The organism is Aquimarina sp. AD1, assembly GCF_003443695.1.
Lineage (GTDB): Bacteria > Bacteroidota > Bacteroidia > Flavobacteriales > Flavobacteriaceae > Aquimarina > Aquimarina latercula.
In genome coordinates this window covers 1,863,583-1,882,434 of record NZ_CP031966.1, presented here as the reverse complement: position 1 = coordinate 1,882,434, position 18,852 = coordinate 1,863,583, and the positions used below count along the sequence as shown (strand labels likewise).

Here is an 18,852-nt window from a genome sequence, read left to right as displayed (position 1 = left end):
ATACATGAGTAAAGCTGTTTATATCGCTACTATCGAACCGAATAGTGGTAAATCAATTGTTGTTTTAGGGTTAATGAGAATGTTGCTGGGTAAAGTGGCAAGAGTAGGATACTTCAGGCCTATTATCGATGACCCAAAAGAAGGTGAGATAGATAATCATATCAATACTGTAATATCACATTTCGAATTAGACATTAATTATAAAAACACCTATGCTTTTACAAGAAGTGAGGTTCTTCAAAAATATAATCAAGGAAGATCTGGAGCAATTATAGATGGTATTATCCAAAAATATAAAAATTTAGAAGAAAAATTCGATTTCATTCTTGTAGAAGGAACTGATTTTTCCGATGAAGGTTCTATTATTGAGTTTGATATAAATGTAATTATAGCAAAGAATCTGGGAATCCCTTCGATTATTGTGGCTAGTGGAGTCGATAAAACTAAAGAAGAAATAACGGGGAATCTTAAGCTGGCATATGATACATTTACGAGTAAGGATGCAGAAGTATTAGCAATTGTTGCTAATAAAGTGGTTAATGGTTGTGAAAAAGAATTGAGTGCAAAATTAGATGATGATTTTGGTGCTGCTGTGGAAAAAATTATCATACCTAAAATTGGTTCCTTAATTAACCCAACAATAAGAGAAATTGTAAATGAATTAGATGGGAATGTTCTTTTTGGAAAAGAATTCTTAAATAATCAAGCAGGTAGTTTTGGAGTAGGAGCAATGCAGTTAAGAAATTATCTTACACATCTTAAGGATAATAGTTTAGTTATTACTCCTGGAGATAGAGCAGATATTATTTTAGGCGTTTTACAGGCAAATATTTCTGATAATTACCCTAAAATTTCAGGTATTATTTTAACTGGAGGAATAATTCCGGAAGAACCAATTCTTAAACTAATAGAAGGTGTTTCTCTATCTGTACCTATTGTGTCAGTATCACAAGGCACTTTTTCTATAACTAATAGAATAGGTGCTATCAGATCGAAAATACACGCAGATAATTTACAAAAAATTAATACTTCTATTAGCACTTTTGAACAGTATGTAGATGAAGATCGTTTAGTAGATCCATTAATTACTTTTGAATCCGATAGTTTGACTCCAAGTATGTTTCAGTATAATCTATTGAAACGGGCATTAAAAAACAAAAAACACATTGTATTACCTGAAGGATCAGATGAGAGAATATTGAGAGCAACTTTTAGGTTACAGGCGTCAAATGTAGTTGATATTACTTTGATTGGGGATGAAAAGAAAATCAAGAGTAAAGCAGTTAAACTAGATATTCCTATTGATTTTAGTAAGGTTAAAATTATTTCACCTATAAATTCACCACATTTTGACGATTACGTACAAACATTTTATGAATTGCGAAAGCATAAAAATGTGAATTTAGACATGGCAAAAGATATGATGGCCGATGTATCATATTTTGGAACTATGATGATTTATAAAGGTCATGCTGATGGCATGGTTTCTGGAGCGGTACATACAACACAGCATACCATTCGACCAGCATTACAATTTATTAAAACAAAACCGGGAGTAAAAGTGGTTTCTTCTGTCTTTTTTATGTGTTTAGATGATAGAGTTTCGGTATTTGGTGATTGTGCTATTAACCCAAACCCAAATGCAGAACAACTAGCAGAAATAGCAATTTCTTCAGCTAAATCGGCTGCAGCATTTGGTATAGAACCTAAAGTCGCTATGTTATCATATTCTTCTGGAACATCAGGTAAAGGAGAAGATGTGGAAATAGTAAGAGCTGCTACTAAAATTGTAAAAGAGAAACATCCAGAGCTTAAGATAGAAGGTCCTATTCAATATGACGCTGCTGTGGATATGAGAGTAGGTCAGAGTAAACTTCCGGATTCTGAAGTAGCTGGACAAGCAAGTGTATTAATATTTCCAGATCTTAATACAGGAAATAATACATATAAAGCTGTACAACGAGAAACTGGTGCTTTGGCAATTGGTCCTATGCTACAAGGATTAAATAAACCGGTAAATGATTTGAGTAGAGGATGCACGGTAGATGATGTTTACAATACAGTAATTATAACAGCAATTCAGGCACAAGGATTATAAATAGTAAGATAATAACATGCGAATACTAGTATTAAACTCGGGGAGTTCATCAATTAAATTTCAACTCTTTAATATGCCTTCTGCTGAGGTTCTATGTTCAGGACTGGTAGAACGTATTGGTTTGGAGAATGCCAAAATAAACTATAAAACCAGCACCGATGATATCGAAAAAGAAGAGGCTATAGAGAATCATAAAATCGGACTTCAGTTAATTGCAAATTATTTATTAGACGCTAAAATTGGGGTAATAACTACAGCTTCAGAAATACAGATAGTTGGTCATAGAGTAGTTCACGGAGGAAGCACATATGCGGAGACTGTTTTGATTGATAATGAAGTAAAACAAAAAATAGAAAAACTTTCAGCATTAGCACCTCTTCATAATCCAGCTAACTTGCAAGGAATTTTGGTGTCAGAAGATATTTTTAAACAAGCTAAACAAGTAGCGGTATTTGATACTGCATTTCATCAAACAATGCCCGTTGAAGCTTATAAGTATGCTATTCCTAACTCTTTTTTAGAAGAACACAATATAAGAGTGTATGGATTTCATGGTACTAGTCATAAATACGTTTCGGAAAAAGCAATTGATTTTTTAGAAAAAAAGAATACTAAGATCATTACTATACATTTAGGAAACGGATGTAGTATGACGGCAGTTAAGGATGGTAAAAGTATAGATCATACTCTAGGCTTTGCACCAATGAATGGATTAATTATGGGTACTAGATCAGGCGACATAGATCCAGCAGTTATCTTTTATATGGTTAATTCATTAGGGTATTCTTTAGAAGAGGTTAATTCATTATTGCAAAAGGAAAGTGGAATGCTTGGATTAACAGGCTTTAGTGATTTAAGAGATATAGAGTCTGCAGCAGAAAAAGGGAATATTAACTGTCAGCAGGCTTTAGAAATGAACGCATACCGTATTAAAAAATTTATTGGCTCATATGTTGCTGTTATGAATGGTCTTGATGCTATTGTTTTTACAGCAGGAATAGGCGAAAATTCTGATGTGGTAAGAAATTTGGTTTGTACTGAATTAGAATCTTTGGGAATTGAATTGGATCAAGATGAAAATGCTATCAGATCTAAGGAGATAAGGGACATAAGTAAATCTTCTTCCAAGGTTAAAATATTGGTAATTCCAACGAATGAAGAATTGGAGATAGCTAGACAGTCCTTTAATTTAATTTCATAAAAATAAAAACGATTACCCGAGAACTGTTCGGGTAATCGTTAAAGTATTAAAAACATTGGTTTTTTTAGTTATGCCCAAATACAACTTCCGTTAGGTTGACAATAACCAAAATCGCAAAACTCAAAACCGTTGAACATTTGACAACATTTTCTAGGAGGTCCACAATAAACGTAGTTACTCCAAGAACCTTTTATTTGTTCTTGATCCTTTTTCGTTAATTTTTGAATTCCTTCAAGGTTTAAGATTTTTTTCATTGTGTAAGTATTAAAGTTATTTTATATCTACAAGATAGGGGGTTAATGAATTGAAATACAAACGGAATTACTTGATATTTATAAATTTCAAGAACTTTTGGTTATAGTTCAAAATTCATTTAGAATAGAGTGAAATATAAAAAAGAGGCAGTTTTCCTAGCCTCTTTTTATTTTATCTTTCAATATTATTGATACGCCGTTTAATAAAGAATACAACCTCCAAAACTTGTACATCTACCAGGTTCGCAAAAGCTTCCTCCTGGGAAACTAATACGGCATCTGTTTCCACTACCATTAATTGGATTTGGATTGCAACAAGAGATATATGTATTTGCCCCTTTTATTGATCTTTGTTGTCCTTTACTAAGTTCTTGGACTCCTGTTAATTCTAAGATTTTTTTCATTGTGTATTATTTTTGAGTTAAAAATATTAAGATGTGTTTTTGAGAAAGGCATACTAGTTTTGCTTGCCTATAACATTATAAACCTTATTCTAATTAATATAGAATACATCTTCCGAAGCTATATGGATCACAATAACCAGGTTCGCAAAAACTTCCGCCTGGAAAACTGATTTGACAACCTCTTCCAGAACTACAGCAGGATATATTACCCCATGCACCCTTGATAGATCTTTGTTGTCCTTTACTTAATTTTTGAATTCCTTGTAAATCTAAGATTTTCTTCATTGTGTAAGATATTTAAGTTAATCTCCTAAAAATAAGTGAAAATTCCCTAATTAAGCTAGGTTAAAAACATTAAATAAATGCGGTTTTGTAGTAGTTTTTACGTTGAATAAATTCTGCTTGTTGATTTTTGAACTGTTTTTGAAGTATTATTCTGATATGCTATTGTAGGTGATAACTTATTAACAAACATGGTTTTGTGTAAGGTGCTGATTATTAATATTTTACAGCTAATGTTGGTTCTAATCAATACATTTTCAACAGGTTGGGTAATGATTTGGTAACATAACCTTCTAGTAAATTAAACAAAATAGTTTTAGTTTCGAAACTGATAAAACTTACTAACTTAACTCACAACACTCAATGAAAAAAATAGTACTATTACTAGTAATGGGGTACTCTTTGGCTAGTTTTGGCCAAATTCCTTCTTACTATAATGATGTCAATCTTTCTTTATCTGGTCAATCACTAAAGAATGAATTAGCGACTAAAGTAACTAACACACAAACAAATACTCTATCTTATACTCCTGGAGTTTGGGATGCTTTAAAGCAAACTGATCTTGATCCAACAAATTCTTCAAGAGTTATTTTAATTTATGGGTATAATGATACGGATGGAAATACTACAACGGATAGAACTAGAGGTGTAGATAATAATGGAGGAGGTTCTACGGATTGGAATAGAGAACATGTGTACCCAAAATCATTAGGTAATCCAAATTTAGGAACTTCTGGACCTGGTGCTGATGCACATCATTTAAGGCCTTCAGATGTACAAAGAAATTCTAGCAGAGGTAGTCGAAAGTTTGCAGATGGTTCTGGTAATTCTGGACCAACCTCACAAGGGCATTGGTATCCTGGAGACGAGTTTAAAGGTGACGTAGCTCGAATGATGATGTTTATGTATATAAGATATGGTAATCGATGCTTGCCATCTAACGTAGGTATTGGTACAGCTGTTTCTGGAGATTCTGATATGATCGAGTTGTTTTTAGAATGGAATGCAGAAGACCCAGTTTCTACCTTAGAATTACAAAGAAATCCAATTATAGAAAATTTACAAGGTAATAGAAATCCATTCATTGATAATCCTGCTTTTGCTACTCAGATATGGGGAGGACCACAAGCTGAAGATCGTTTTGGAAGTACTGGAGGTGGTGGGAATACATTGTGTAGCTCTACAGTAACTACATTTCCTTATAATGAAGGGTTCGAAAACACATTTGGAGCATGGAAGCAAGCTACATCGGGAGATGATTTTAATTGGGCTACTCGTTCCGGAAGCACTCCTTCTTCTAATACTGGTCCGAGTTCGGCCAATGCTGGTTCCTACTATATTTATATGGAATCTTCAAGCCCTAATTATTCAAATAAAAGGGCGATATTATATTCTCCTTGTTATGATATTACGAGTGCTACCCAAGCAACTATTTCATTTAAGTACCATATGTATGGAGCTTCTGCTATGGGAAGTCTCGCATTGGAAGCTAGTTTGGACGGAACAAGTTGGACCTCTATATGGAGTAAATCAGGAAATCAAGGGAATTCTTGGGAAACAGCTTCTGTAAACTTAGCAGCTTATTTAGGTGAAAAAGTACAATTACGTTTTAATGGAATTACAGGTACTACTTGGCAAGGCGATATGGCTATTGATGCAGTCAGTATATCTACTTCGGGAAGTACAGGAGGAGGATCCACAACTAGTGATGTAAATCTAAGAATTACTTTTGATCAGTATCCAGAAGAAACTAGTTGGGAAATAAGAAATGAAAGCAACCAATTAGTTTTTTCTGGAGGTACTTATGGGTCTCAGACTGATGGTTCTACGATTAATTTATCAAGAACGTTAGATGTAGGATGTTATACATTAGTAGTAAAAGATTCTTATGGCGACGGTATCTGTTGTAGTTATGGAAATGGTTCTTATGAATTAACAGATACTAGCGGTAGTGTATTGGTTTCAGGAGGCTCTTTTGGTTCTCAAGATACTAAGAGTTTCTGTGTTACTTCTACATCTAGAGTTGGGATTGATACTATTGAAGAGAAAGTAGAGAAATCAAATGTCTTTGATTTTAGTTTTTATCCGAATCCTGTGAAAGGTAATTTGAACTTACAACTGAATGATGCTGTTGAAGCAAACTATCAAATTGTAAATTATGTAGGTCAGATTATGAAAAAAGGAGAGCTTACTGCAGAATCAATTCAACTTAATGGATTATCATCTGGGATGTATTTTATAATTATAGATACTGGAGAGCAAAAAGTAAGTAAGAAGTTTACTAAAGAGTAGTCAGAATAACAATATGTTAAATATATCATCAATCCTGCTTTTTTAAGTGGGATTGATTTTTTGTATAAAAAAGATGTAGATGTTTTTTAAAGGCTACACTTGATGTTTTTTATTAGTTAATTTTTGCCATATAAATATTAGTATTTTATAAAGTAAGTAAAATAAAGGAATTCCTATAACTAAGCTAAAAATGATTAATAAAAAAGCAAGTTTACCACCTATAAATGGAATCTCACTTACTTTCGAAATAAGAGTTACCTCGCTATACATATAATATGCACTTATAACCGATAGTGTTCCTAAGGTAACATACAGGAGGTCTTTTGAGAAATTAAAATTACTGTAAATATCTGCAATTGTAACACATTGATAGATGTGGTATAATAAACCAATTCCTAAACTGATAGAAAGGATATATATAAGTTCTTTCTGGTTTTTATATTGACTACCGGTAATAAAATTATTTTTTAAACAAGCTGCGCATAACGTTGGATTATTGTGTACACAAGTATGACACATACCTTTAAAACAATTATTACATCTACTTTGCGCAAAAAGGTTACGATGCGTATGGCAAAAATATTTTTGTTTCTCCTCCTCTGTCATGTGTTTTATTTTGGGAAATAAATGTGATGTAAAAATATTAAAAAAGCGCAAAATAGTTAGTTTTGCGCTTTTTGATTTAGTCCAATGTATGTTATGAGTTTGTGTTACTTCAATTGGCCTAATAATTTTTCTGCAACGAGTTCAGAAGAAGCAGGGTTTTGTCCAGTAATTAACAATCCGTCTTCTATTGCGTATGGTGCCCAATCATCCCCTTTGGAGTACGTTCCTCCATTATTCTTTAACATATCCTCTACTAGAAAAGGTACTACATCGGTTAATTGAACTGCAGCTTCTTCTGTATTAGAAAATCCAGTAACTTTTTTTCCACTGACTAAAGGTGATCCATCATTAGCTTTTGTATTCTTAAATATAGCAGGTGCATGACATACCGCTGCAACAGGTTTAAGTTGTTCATAAAAAGTTTCAATCAATTTGATCGAATTTTTATCTTCGGCTAAATCCCACAATGGTCCATGACCACCAGGATAAAATATAGCGTCGTAATCACTAGCATTAATGCTCTCTAGTTTTACACTGTTTTTTAAAACATTTTGAGTTTCTTGATCTTCGTTAAATCGCTTAGTAGCTGGTGTCTGAAAATCTGGAAGTTCACTTTTGGGATCAATTGGTGGTTGTCCTCCTTTAGGAGATGCGATGGTGATATCTATACCTTTATCTTTCAAAAAATAGTAAGGTGAAGCGAATTCTTCAATCCAGAACCCTGTTTTTTCTCCTGTATTTCCTAAATCACTATGGCTTGTTAATACAAATAGTACTTTTTTCATTTGGTTTTTTTGTTTTGTTATTTTCTTACTTTCTGTTTCTTTCCCGCACGAAGCAAATAATACAATTATTGCGGTAAGACCGATGATCTTTTTCATGAATAAAATTCTTCTGTTGTTTATTAGAAACAAAATTAGAATATCAGAAAAACCAAAAAAATGATCTATGGTAAGAAAAGTATTTATTTTTTGGCAATCTCTTTTCGAATTCTACTAAGACTTTCTGATGTTATTCCTAAATAAGAAGCAATATGATAGTTCTTTACTAATTGCTCGATATTAGGATATGTATTTACGAATTCGATATATTGTTCTTTTGCTGTTTTTGATAAATCTCCAATGATTCTCTTTTGAAAGGAACCGATATACGATTCAGTTTTTATTCTAAAGTAACGCTCTATTCCAGGGATCAAATCAAAAATTTCTTTCATATCATCTCTAGAGAGTCTTAAAACTGTAGCATCCTGAATACATTCAATTTGAAGAATTGCTTTTTCTTTCTTGAAAAATGCAGTATAATCACTAATCCACCAGTCTTTTATTGCAAATTGTATGGTATGTTCCTTTGCTGATGTATCTGTAAAAAAAGATCTTAAACAACCGCTTTCTACATAGTATTGATAAAAAGTGGTATCATTTGGATGCAATAAAGTTTCTCCTTTATTTATGGTTGTTTTTTTAAGCTTTTTACTGATAATACTTTTATGCATTTCGCTCAATGTTAAACCCTGAAAAATTTCTTGGAGATGCATATGGTATAGGTTCTAAATACGTTTTTTACTACTGTAAAAATATTAAAAAAGAATAAGCTTTATGAGCTAGGTATATACAAAATAAAAGAGTCTGACTATAAATGATAATCAGACTCTTTTTATGTTGTTTTCAGGTAATATGTACTAGTTGTTTAGCATTACGGGCATTACAAGCATGGTAACGCTTTCACCTTCATCTAATCCATCAATAGGAGTTAAAATTCCGGCTCTGTTAGGTAATGACATTTCTAGCTGTACATCATCTGCATTAAGATTATTCAACATTTCACTTAAGAAACGAGAATTGAAACCAATCTGCATATCATCTCCTTGATAATCACAAGTAAGACGTTCTTCGGCTTTGTTAGAATAGTCAATATCTTCTGCTGAGATATTTAATTCTGCACCTGCTATTTTTAATCTTATTTGATGTGTAGTTTTGTTTGAGAAAATAGAAACCCTACGTACAGAATTTAAAAATTGAGTACGCGCAATTGTTAATTTATTTGGGTTTTCTTTAGGGATTACTGCTTCGTAATTAGGATACTTACCATCGATCAATCTACAGATTAACTCTGTATCTTCGAATGTGAATTTAGCATTAGACTCATTGTATTCTATTAATACTTCTGTATCACTACCAGCTAAGATACCTTTTAAAAGGTTTAAAGGTTTTTTAGGCATAATAAATTCAGCAGATTGAGATGCTTTTACATCTTCACGAGAGTATTTTACTAATTTATGCGCATCCGTAGCCACAAACGTCAAACTTTCTGTAGAGAACTGAAAAAATACTCCACTCATAACCGGTCTAAGATCATCATTACCAGTAGCAAAAATAGTTTTGCTAATCGCAGTAGCTAAAATATCTCCTAATAATGTTGTAGAACTTGGATCTTCTAATTCTACAGCTTTCGGAAATTCTTCTCCATCTGCATATGCCAATGCATATTTACCGTGATTAGAACTGATTTCTATAGTATTATTATCTCCTGCAACGAAAGTAAGTGGTTGCTCTGGAAACGTTTTTAAAGTTTCTAATAATAATTTTGCTGGTACTGCAATAATTCCTTCATCTGATGACTCAACTTCTAGTTTAGCAGACATAGTAGTCTCCAAATCAGATGCTGAAACTGTCAAGGAGTTATTATCTAATTCAAATAAGAAGTTATCTAGGATAGGTAGTGTATTACTATTATTGATAACTCCACCTAATACTTGAAGTTGTTTTAATAAATACGAACTGGAAACTATGAATTTCACCCGTTTAATTTTTTTAGATTAGTACTGTTTTTACAGTAGCCATATATTAATGGCTAACGCAAATATAATTGTAATCTACAAGGATTTCATTATGCCAAAAACGTTAGTTATTAACAAACAGCTAGGAGTTATTGACTATGCTCGATGAGATGTAGATATTACCTTGAATATCTTATAAGATGATTCTTCAAAATAAACCATCGTTTAGTGTTAGTTTTTACTGTAAATATCGACGTATTAAGCAAAAATTCAGCTTTAATACTTATGAAATCCAAGATCCAATTTATACTATGTCTGTTACTTACAAGTAACCTTCTTTTGGCTCAGAAAACAACTGATCCTTATAATCAAAATGAAGAATTAGGAAAAGTACGATGGTTGCGGGATTATGATACTGCAATAGCGCTCGCTAAAAAGGAAAATAAAGATGTGTTGATTTTATTTCAGGAAGTCCCAGGTTGTAGTACTTGCAGAAATTATGGGCATAATGTTTTAAGTCATCCTCTTATGGTGGAGGCCATAGAAAATTCATTTATACCTTTAGCCATATTTAATAACAAAGGAGGAAAAGATGCACAAATACTTCGTAAGTATAATGAACCTAGCTGGAACAATCCCGTAGTTCGTATTGTTGATAGTAATGGAGATGATGTAGTAAAACGCATAGGAAATGACTATTCTGCGTTGCGTTTATGTGAAAGTATGCAGCAAGCTATTGAAGAAAAAGGGCAAAAAATTCCTAAATATATCAATTTATTAGCACAAGAATTATCTGTAAAGAAAGCACATAAAGCTTACTATAAAATGTCGTGTTTTTGGTCTGGTGAGAAAGAGTTAGGTAAATTAACAGATGTATTAAATACAGAATCAGGTTTTATAAATTATAGCGAAGTGGTAGAAGTTACCTATGACCCTAAGGAATTGACCAAAAAAGCATTAGATACATATGCAACATCTAATGGGATGATCGTAATTGATAATCAACAATCGTATCAATCTTCATCAAAGGATACACATTACTATCTACAACAAACAAAGTTCAAATATATACCGTTGACCAAAATTCAGCAAACGAAAATTAATAGTGCTTTGGGTGATGGTAAGCCTACATTACATTTCTTAAGTCCTACTCAGTTAAAATGGTTTAAAGCGATTAAAAATAATACAGATGAGGTATTGTTTCATATAAGTTTTGCTAAAGCCTGGACCAAAAAAAGCAAAGGAAAAGGAGCTATCTAATACTTGTTATAGTCTGGTAGTTTTACGAGAGGGAGATTTATAATATCACTTTTATCTTGAGGATATGATATTGTTTTAATTTATTCACCTTTCATCAACTTATCTGTATAATGTACTTTATGTTTTGGTTGGGCAAAACGTTTTGTATTATAAGATTTAGAAGCTCCTTTAGCTATAGAGAGTGTTTTCCAAGACTGCGTACTAACCATTTTTCCTATAAATACAATTTGTCCAATATGATAAGAATAATGTGCAAGTTGCCTATTAATTGCCTCTGTAATGGTATGTTCAATATTTCGTATATATATAGTTTGATCGAAATTGGTTTCATTAATAGTGTCCAAGGCATTAAAAAGACATTGCCATCCATCGTTCCATTTGATTAATAATTCTTCTTTAGATCTTATGTCATTTTCAAACTCTTTATCACGCTCTCTCCATTTTTTTTCTCCATCAGAGGTTAGAAAATCTGTCCAGCGAGATTTCATATTACCCCAAAGATGTTTCACAATAATTGCAATACTATTGCTGTCTTCATTATGCTGCCAAAATAAATTTTCATCAGAAACTTGATCAATTGTTTTTTCCCCTAGAGATTTGTAGTACAGGAACTGTTTTTTGATTCCTGATATATATATAATAGTATCCATTGTTCTTATTTAGTGATTAGAATATAATAAATTTTGAGCATATAGGTTTATAATGCTATATCATATTTTTGATAAATAACGGTAAAAAAAAGGCAGGATGGTTAGTGGTGATTTTAGTTAAATAACAGATTTATAACACTTTATTTGTTTTTTAGATTGTAGTTTTAAAGGGAAAAATTATGTTAATTTTAAAATTAATGTAGTGCAGTTTAAAATCTTAAAACCTTTATTATGAAAAAAATGATGAATTCAATTTCTGGAATTAAAACATTACCTAAATCTTCTCAAAAAGAAATCAAAGGAGGAATGCCTATTTTGTCTGATTGCCAAAGAGGATGTTACAGATTTTATCTTGTAGATATTGATGGAATCAATTGTGCAGTTCCAAGTCCTAGTGGAGCAGTTTGTTTTGGTACCGTACAAAATGGACAGTGCTGTATTTAATTGATTAAATTAGTTGTTTTGATCAGAAAGCTCTTAACAAAGGGTTTTCTGATCGATTTAAAATGTAGCACTATTTTTGATACTTTCTTTTTCTAAGAAAAGAAAACCCAACTCCAAATAGCCCTAAAATTATTAGTGGAACCACGATGTTGATTATCTGCCAAAAACTTCTAGTTGCTACTACTTTTTCTATATTTAAGAAGGCAATGTTTATTTCTTTACCTCTTACTTGGGTTAGTCCAGAATCATCTAGTAAATAGTTAACGGTGTTTAATAAAAACTCCTTATTTCCGTATTGCAGATTTAAATAGGGGTCATATCCTAAGGTGATTGGCCTTCCTTTTCTAATGCCATTTTTAATCACATCACCATCCGCAATTACTACCATTTTAGTTTCAATACTGATATCTTTTCCATCAATAATTTTAAATGGCTTTACACGATCTTTATATGCAGATTTAAAACTTCCCTCTAACAAGACAGCCAGGTTATGATTTCCTTCGGTATAACCAGTAATATCTGGTTTTTGCCCGATAATATTGTCAAGTCTTATTTCTGTTGGTATTCCTTCTAATTTTGATCTTTCAGAACTGGTTAATAATATGGTTTTAGTAAGATCATTTTTTAAAGTATCTATTTGGTTCGAAAATTCAAACTTCACAGATTCTATGTTTTTAACAATAGGATGATTTCCGCTGTTTTTTGTTAACGAAGCATAAAACCATGGATGCGGAGTAAATTGAGTATCATTTCCTTGGCCAGAGGCAAGCATTAATGGAGCAGAGTAGAGGTCATTTACTATAACCGGATTAATTCTTACTCCATAAGAAAATAATGCATCTCCAAGTTTTAAATCTTGCATAAATGCTACAGCCGATCCTTGAGATTGAGGTGTAAATAAGCTGTCAATCTCCATGCCAACTGATTCTACTAGCCACAGCGATTTTCCACCGTTCATAATAAACTGATCTAATACATATTTTTCTTTTTCAGAAAATGGTTTTGTTGGTTTTGCATTAATTACGAGATCAAACTTTTGTAAATCTTGTAATGTTTTTTCGGGATTGGAAGCAACCGAATCTAAAGTAAAAGCCCCAACAAAATAATACTCCTGAAGCGTTTTTACAAAATCTGCTATTTTTACATCAGGTAATTGTCCATTCCCCTTTATTACGGCAATTTTATGTTTTTTGGGATGGATTAGCTTTTTTAGAGCATCAGCAAAAACATATTCTAATTGTTGAATAGAGTTGTTGACTCTTTCTTCGGTAGTGGCTCCAATTGTATTTTTTACCAAAGCTACTTTAACACTTCGATTTTGATAATTCATAATGGCCCAAGGAACAACAGTTTCAATTTCAGTTTTCCCGCTTTCTTGGACACTAACTTCCATAGGAGTCAATCCTAATCTTTGTAATTCCTCTAAGGTCTCTTTTCTAAATTCTTCTTCCTCTATTGGGTTTGTAAAAACATACTGGATATTAGAGTTTATAGCATTAAACTCTTCTAGAATTTGTTTAGTTTCTCCTTGTAGCTTTCTAAATTCTGATGGAAAATCACCTTCTAATAAAACGTCTATAGAAATTGGGACTTCTGCTTCTTTTAGCAAGTTTTCGGTTGCTTCAGACAGCGTAAAACGATTATCTACTGTTAGATCAAAACGATTATACAAAGAATTTCCTCCTATGTTAAGTATAATAACTGCAATGGCAGCAAAAGAGGCAAATTTTAGAATAGTTTTTAAAGGATATTGTCGTAGTATAATGGTTGTGAGAAATACGAAAAATCCAATAATACTGATAAAATACACAATATCTCTTGTATCTATAATCCCTTGACTAATACGCTCGTAATGTAATTGAATTCCGATTTGTTCGATAGTGTAATCCGTAGCTCCAAGCAATTGGTAGTCTGCTAATCCACTAAATCCAAAATAAAACAGAAAGCATAAAAATACACCTACTAAGAATGCTACAATCTGATTGTTTGTTATGGAAGATGAAAACGTCCCTATAGCCGTATAAGCACCGCAGAGTAATAAAATAGCAATATAAGATCCTATCGTACTACCAATATCTATATTCCCTATTGGATTTCCCAACTGATGTACTGTGATTACATATAGTAAACTGGGGATTAGAGCAATAATAATGAGTAAAAGACTTCCAAGATATTTTCCCAAAACTATCTGCCAGCCTGGGAGCGGTTTTGTTATTAGAAGTTCTAAGGTCCCTTGTTTTCTTTCTTCTGCAATACTTCTCATGGTTATTGCAGGAATCAAAAACAACAAAATCCAAGGAGCAATCAGAAAAAATGGCGAAAGGTCTGCAAAACCACTATCCAAGATATTAAACTGCCCTTTAAATACCCATAAAAAAAGTCCATTAAGAACTAAAAATATACCTATTACTAAATACCCTACAGAGGAGGCAAAAAATGTATTGATTTCTTTTCTTATAACTGCAAGCATATTTTTGTATTGTCGTTTTTTATGAATTAGTTTACGGTGAAAATAAGAATTTAGTAGACTCTTTTTACCAAAGGTAGAAAGATACTATCTATATTTCTTGAACACTCCAAGCTTCTGGTTTTTGGTTAAACTTATTTTTGGTATTTGCCCAAACACCTTTAAATAACGAAGAGTTTCTGTAGTTATTGAGATGTTCTTCAGATTCCCAATGACTGTAGGTGAAAAATTGATTGGTTTTATGGATATCTCTTATTAGTTTTAAGTGTGTGCATCCTTCAAAATTTCGAATTTTATCCTTGTTTTGATGGAAATTCTCCAAAAAAGCATCGATTTGTTCTGGAATGAAACCTAATTTCACGATTCTTATGATCATTGTTATTTTAGTATTTTAAAATTTAAAAGAATTATGGATCATTCAAAAGTAATACTTACTGTATCTCGAAAGTGCAATCCAAACAGACTTGAGGCACCTCCTACAGTTTTTGGGTTACTTTTATAAATTGCTAATTCTAAATATCCAGATGAATTAAATACAGCTAATTTTTTTCCATCTTCTTCGCGTTTGCTTTTTTCTATATTGAAATTTATGGCATCACTATAGCGTTCATATATTGTACTAAATACAGCACTTCTTGCTGTAATTTTAAACGCTCTTCCTTTACCTATATCATCGAACAATTTGCGGGTAATATTTGTAATTAAGTTCCCGTAATTATCAATATATATTATGCTTCCTACGATCTGCTTATCACCAAGATTTACAATAGGAGTGATTCCTTTAATTAGTTTAATATCAGAAATAGATTTCCCAATAACCTCTAGTGTTCCCCCACGTGCAATATGACAAGCCACAGCAACAAAAACATCTAATACAGGGAAATTGGTTCCAATAGCATCATGTATATTTATCTCTACTATTTTCTCGGGTCTAAATTCTGAAGCAATTAACGAAATCAATCCATTATTAGCACAGATAAAATAATGATCATCAAGTTGTACTGCAATGTGTTTGTTCTCTGGATTAAGTTCACTATCAATTCCTACAATATGAATACTTCCTTTTGGGAAGCTTTTATAAGCGTTTTGGATAATATAGGCAGCTTCAGTAATATGGAATGGTGAAATTTCATGAGAAATATCAACAATTGTGGCTTCAGGTAATTCCGTATAGATAGCACCTTTAACCGCAGACACAAAGTGATCTTTGATTCCGAAATCAGTAGTTAAAGTTATTATTGGCATCTATAAGAATTGTTAATATCTTTTAATTATAAGCGCTTAAAAATATGTAAATTTGCTATGAAGTTATTCAAAGTTTTTTTGAATCTAGAAATCAATCAATAAAAACATATGAGTTTATTATTTTAGACCACTAATATTCTTTATGATCTTTAACAAAATCCAACTTATAATACGTTTTTCATTTTTGATTCCCCGACAAAAACTTCAAACAATCCCAATAGCTATTGGGACCACAAACTTAGTCAATCCAAAAAACAAATCATACTAAAATTTCTATAGCTTTTGAACGAACTTATTATTGAACTGACAGAAATCAATCCGCGGGAGTTTTTCGGACTTCAGAATAGCAATATCCAATTATTGAAAAAATACTTTCCTAAGTTAAAAATTGTAGCTAGAGGAAGTAAAATGAAGGTATATGGAGACGAGGAGATGCTCGAGGAATTCGATGCACGCCTTAATATGCTTTTGGAACATTTTGGGAAATACAACAAACTTGATGAGAATGTTATAGAACGTGTACTTACTAGTGATACTAAAGCGGATTATGAAACTTCTGCTGTTAGTGGAGAAACACTTGTTCACGGAGTAGGAGGTAAGGCGATTAAAGCGCAGACAGCAAATCAACGCAAGTTGGTGGAATTGACGCATAAGAATGATATGGTTTTTGCTATTGGACCTGCAGGAACTGGTAAAACATATACTGGTGTTGCTTTAGCTGTTAAAGCATTGAAAGAAAAACAAGTAAAGAGAATCATACTTACACGCCCTGCAGTAGAAGCAGGAGAGAATTTAGGGTTTTTACCTGGAGATTTACAGGAAAAACTGGATCCGTATATGCAGCCACTATATGATGCATTACGCGATATGATCTCTCCAGAAAAACTAGAAAGTTTTATAGAAAAAGGAGTAATACAAATTGCTCCGATGGCATTTATGCGAGGACGCACTCTGGATAATGCGTTTGTAATTCTTGACGAAGCACAAAACACTACGCATGCCCAAATGAAAATGTTCTTGACCCGTATGGGTAAAAATGCAAAGTTTATGATTACCGGTGATCCTGGACAAATTGATTTACCGCGTAGAGTAACATCTGGTCTAAAAGAAGCATTATTAGTGTTAAAAGGAGTTTCAGGAATTGGAGTAATACACTTAGATGATAAAGACGTGATCCGTCATAAATTGGTGAAAAAGGTGATTGCGGCATATAAAGAAATAGAAAACAGAAACGATTAAGTACTTCATACTAGAGAGATACTACTCTAAAAAATAAAATATTAAAGTGAATACGATTACAGATACAAATTATAGTTTTCCTGGACAGAAATCTGTTTATAAAGGAAAAGTAAGAGAAGTATACAATATAAATGATGATCTGTTGGTAATGATTGCTACAGATCGTTTATCTGCATTTGATGTAGTAATGCCAAAAGGAATTCCTTTTAAAGGACAAATACTGAATCAGATTGCTACTCAGATGATGGAGGCTACAGAAGATTTAGTACCTAACTGGTTAATCGCTACTCCAGATCCTAATGTAGCTGTAGGACATCTTTGTGATCCTTTTAAGGTAGAGATGGTGATTAGAGGATACCAATCTGGTCACGCTGCTAGGGAATATAAGGCTGGTAAAAGAATGTTATGCGGTGTTCCTATGCCTGATGGAATGAAGGAGAATGATAAGTTTCCCAAACCTATCATTACGCCATCTACTAAAGCTGATAATGGAGAGCACGATGAGGATATCTCTAGAGAAGAAATTTTGGCTAAAGGAATTGTTTCTGAAGCTGATTATATAGTTCTTGAGGATTATACTAGAAAATTATTCCAGAGAGGAACAGAGATTGCTGCAGAAAGAGGGCTGATCTTGGTAGATACCAAATATGAATTTGGAAAAACAAAAGATGGAAAAATCGTTTTAATTGATGAAATTCATACTCCAGATTCTTCGCGTTATTTTTATGAAGAAGGATATGAAGAAAGACAGCAAAAAGGAGAAGCCCAAAAACAATTATCCAAAGAGTTTGTAAGACAATGGTTAATCAGTAATGGTTTCCAGGGAAAAGAAGGACAACAAATTCCAGATATGAGTAATGAGTATATAAATTCTGTATCAGATCGTTATATTGAGTTATTCGAGAATATAACAGGAACTTCTTTTGAAAAAGCGGATGTTTCTAATATTGATAGTAGGATAGAAGAGAATGTATTAGCGTATTTGAAGACTGTTTAATTTATGCAGCTAATTTAAAAATTATCGCAGAACGTGAGCATATGTCATTCCGGACTTGATCCGGAATTCACAGAAGATGATAAGGATTTTAAATAAGTTATGTCATTCCAGATTTGATCTGGAATCTATTGTAGATAATAAACTGATTGGTTTAATTCTTAATTCTCAATTCTTGTCTACGCATTGGCATTTGATCTATCTGATCAAAAATTTGTGTAGATAATAATACCTTGTTTGACTTTAATTTTATACCGCCATCTAATCCAATTAGGATAATTTTAAAGTCTTCATTAGATGGGTTATACTCCTTATAAACAGCATTACTTTTGGTTGATGTGTTTTTATCTATTCCTGTTTGATAGGAGGTAGGTGTTATCTGATATACTATTAGTTTTCTTTCTTCTAGGCTTTTCGATTTGTTTTTAAATTCCTTTAGTTGTTTAACTAATTTGGGGTTTTTATAGGAATCTGCTAAAACTAAAATCAAGCGATCCTCCCATCGATGTTTATCAAGATCTTGAGAGAAAGATAGAATTGGTAATAGAAGTAAAAGAAATACTATGTTTTTCATGAATATAAGATATGAAAAATATAGACTTCATATAGTTAGAATACTATTAGAAAGGTATTGCCATAA

19 protein-coding genes are annotated in these 18,852 nt (G+C 32.3%); 7 read left to right on the top strand and 12 right to left on the bottom strand.

Going from position 1 to position 18,852, the window contains the following annotated elements:
- The first annotated feature begins 4 nt into the window (after positions 1–4).
- Positions 5–2,098, top strand: a complete 2,094-nt coding sequence (gene pta / locus D1815_RS08515) for a phosphate acetyltransferase (protein ID WP_027394020.1) — start codon at positions 5–7, stop codon at positions 2,096–2,098.
- 16 nt (positions 2,099–2,114) lie between these two features.
- The gene (locus D1815_RS08510) at positions 2,115–3,299 is read left to right on the top strand and encodes an acetate/propionate family kinase (RefSeq protein ID WP_027394019.1); all 1,185 of its coding nucleotides are present in this window, start codon (positions 2,115–2,117) and stop codon (positions 3,297–3,299) included.
- A gap of 68 nt (positions 3,300–3,367) precedes the next feature.
- Here the strand turns inward: D1815_RS08510 and D1815_RS08505 are convergent, their stop codons facing one another.
- From D1815_RS08505 to D1815_RS08495, 3 genes are all read right to left on the bottom strand, one after another.
- Positions 3,368–3,553 (bottom strand): hypothetical protein, encoded by a 186-nt coding sequence (locus D1815_RS08505; RefSeq protein ID WP_027394018.1) that lies wholly within the window; start codon positions 3,551–3,553, stop codon positions 3,368–3,370.
- A gap of 200 nt (positions 3,554–3,753) precedes the next feature.
- Positions 3,754–3,957 (bottom strand): hypothetical protein, encoded by a 204-nt coding sequence (locus tag D1815_RS08500; RefSeq protein WP_027394017.1) that lies wholly within the window; start codon positions 3,955–3,957, stop codon positions 3,754–3,756.
- 93 nt (positions 3,958–4,050) lie between these two features.
- Positions 4,051–4,242 (bottom strand): hypothetical protein, encoded by a 192-nt coding sequence (locus D1815_RS08495; protein WP_027394016.1) that lies wholly within the window; start codon positions 4,240–4,242, stop codon positions 4,051–4,053.
- 360 nt (positions 4,243–4,602) lie between these two features.
- On the opposite strand from D1815_RS08495, the gene D1815_RS08490 reads away from it, so the two are divergent.
- Positions 4,603–6,531 (top strand): endonuclease, encoded by a 1,929-nt coding sequence (locus D1815_RS08490; protein ID WP_118386617.1) that lies wholly within the window; start codon positions 4,603–4,605, stop codon positions 6,529–6,531.
- Between the two features lie 93 nt (positions 6,532–6,624).
- Here D1815_RS08490 and D1815_RS08485 read toward each other — a convergent pair whose 3' ends face one another.
- From D1815_RS08485 to dnaN, 4 genes are all read right to left on the bottom strand, one after another.
- Positions 6,625–7,137, bottom strand: a complete 513-nt coding sequence (locus tag D1815_RS08485) for a hypothetical protein (RefSeq protein WP_118386616.1) — start codon at positions 7,135–7,137, stop codon at positions 6,625–6,627.
- Between the two features lie 104 nt (positions 7,138–7,241).
- On the bottom strand, positions 7,242–8,018 hold the full coding sequence (locus D1815_RS08480) for a type 1 glutamine amidotransferase domain-containing protein (protein WP_118386615.1): 777 nt from the start codon (positions 8,016–8,018) through the stop codon (positions 7,242–7,244).
- Between the two features lie 83 nt (positions 8,019–8,101).
- Positions 8,102–8,629 (bottom strand): Crp/Fnr family transcriptional regulator, encoded by a 528-nt coding sequence (locus D1815_RS08475; RefSeq protein ID WP_118389930.1) that lies wholly within the window; start codon positions 8,627–8,629, stop codon positions 8,102–8,104.
- 186 nt (positions 8,630–8,815) lie between these two features.
- Positions 8,816–9,934: a DNA polymerase III subunit beta gene (gene dnaN, locus D1815_RS08470; protein ID WP_118386614.1), complete on the bottom strand. Its 1,119-nt coding sequence runs from the start codon at positions 9,932–9,934 to the stop codon at positions 8,816–8,818.
- Positions 9,935–10,198: 264 nt separating this feature from the next.
- On the opposite strand from dnaN, the gene D1815_RS08465 reads away from it, so the two are divergent.
- The gene (locus D1815_RS08465) at positions 10,199–11,173 is read left to right on the top strand and encodes a VPGUxxT family thioredoxin-like (seleno)protein, type 2 (protein WP_118386613.1); all 975 of its coding nucleotides are present in this window, start codon (positions 10,199–10,201) and stop codon (positions 11,171–11,173) included.
- Positions 11,174–11,253: 80 nt separating this feature from the next.
- Here the strand turns inward: D1815_RS08465 and D1815_RS08460 are convergent, their stop codons facing one another.
- Entirely contained in the window at positions 11,254–11,823 is a 570-nt protein-coding gene (locus tag D1815_RS08460; RefSeq protein ID WP_118386612.1) for a DUF1572 family protein, read from the bottom strand.
- Positions 11,824–12,054: 231 nt separating this feature from the next.
- Between D1815_RS08460 and D1815_RS08455 the strand changes: the two genes are divergently transcribed.
- Positions 12,055–12,267, top strand: a complete 213-nt coding sequence (locus D1815_RS08455; protein WP_027394010.1) for a hypothetical protein — start codon at positions 12,055–12,057, stop codon at positions 12,265–12,267.
- A gap of 70 nt (positions 12,268–12,337) precedes the next feature.
- Here D1815_RS08455 and gldG read toward each other — a convergent pair whose 3' ends face one another.
- The 3 genes from gldG to D1815_RS08440 all read right to left on the bottom strand — a co-directional run bounded on the left by gldG (position 12,338) and on the right by D1815_RS08440 (position 15,979).
- Positions 12,338–14,737 carry a gliding motility-associated ABC transporter substrate-binding protein GldG gene (gene gldG / locus D1815_RS08450; protein WP_118386611.1) on the bottom strand — a complete coding sequence of 800 codons (2,400 nt, stop codon included), beginning with the start codon at positions 14,735–14,737 and terminating at the stop codon, positions 12,338–12,340.
- A gap of 88 nt (positions 14,738–14,825) precedes the next feature.
- Entirely contained in the window at positions 14,826–15,110 is a 285-nt protein-coding gene (locus D1815_RS08445; protein WP_118386610.1) for a putative quinol monooxygenase, read from the bottom strand.
- 38 nt (positions 15,111–15,148) lie between these two features.
- A complete protein-coding gene (locus tag D1815_RS08440) occupies positions 15,149–15,979 on the bottom strand; it encodes an S-adenosyl-l-methionine hydroxide adenosyltransferase family protein (RefSeq protein ID WP_027394007.1) in 831 nt (276 codons plus the stop codon).
- Positions 15,980–16,261: 282 nt separating this feature from the next.
- Between D1815_RS08440 and D1815_RS08435 the strand changes: the two genes are divergently transcribed.
- Both D1815_RS08435 and D1815_RS08430 read left to right on the top strand, forming a co-directional pair.
- Positions 16,262–17,218: a PhoH family protein gene (locus D1815_RS08435; protein ID WP_118386609.1), complete on the top strand. Its 957-nt coding sequence runs from the start codon at positions 16,262–16,264 to the stop codon at positions 17,216–17,218.
- Between the two features lie 46 nt (positions 17,219–17,264).
- On the top strand, positions 17,265–18,215 hold the full coding sequence (locus D1815_RS08430; RefSeq protein WP_118386608.1) for a phosphoribosylaminoimidazolesuccinocarboxamide synthase: 951 nt from the start codon (positions 17,265–17,267) through the stop codon (positions 18,213–18,215).
- A 151-nt stretch (positions 18,216–18,366) separates the two neighbouring features.
- Here D1815_RS08430 and D1815_RS08425 read toward each other — a convergent pair whose 3' ends face one another.
- Complete coding sequence (locus D1815_RS08425) at positions 18,367–18,786, bottom strand: DUF4174 domain-containing protein (protein ID WP_118386607.1); 420 nt, start codon at positions 18,784–18,786, stop codon at positions 18,367–18,369.
- Positions 18,787–18,852: the final 66 nt, after the last annotated feature.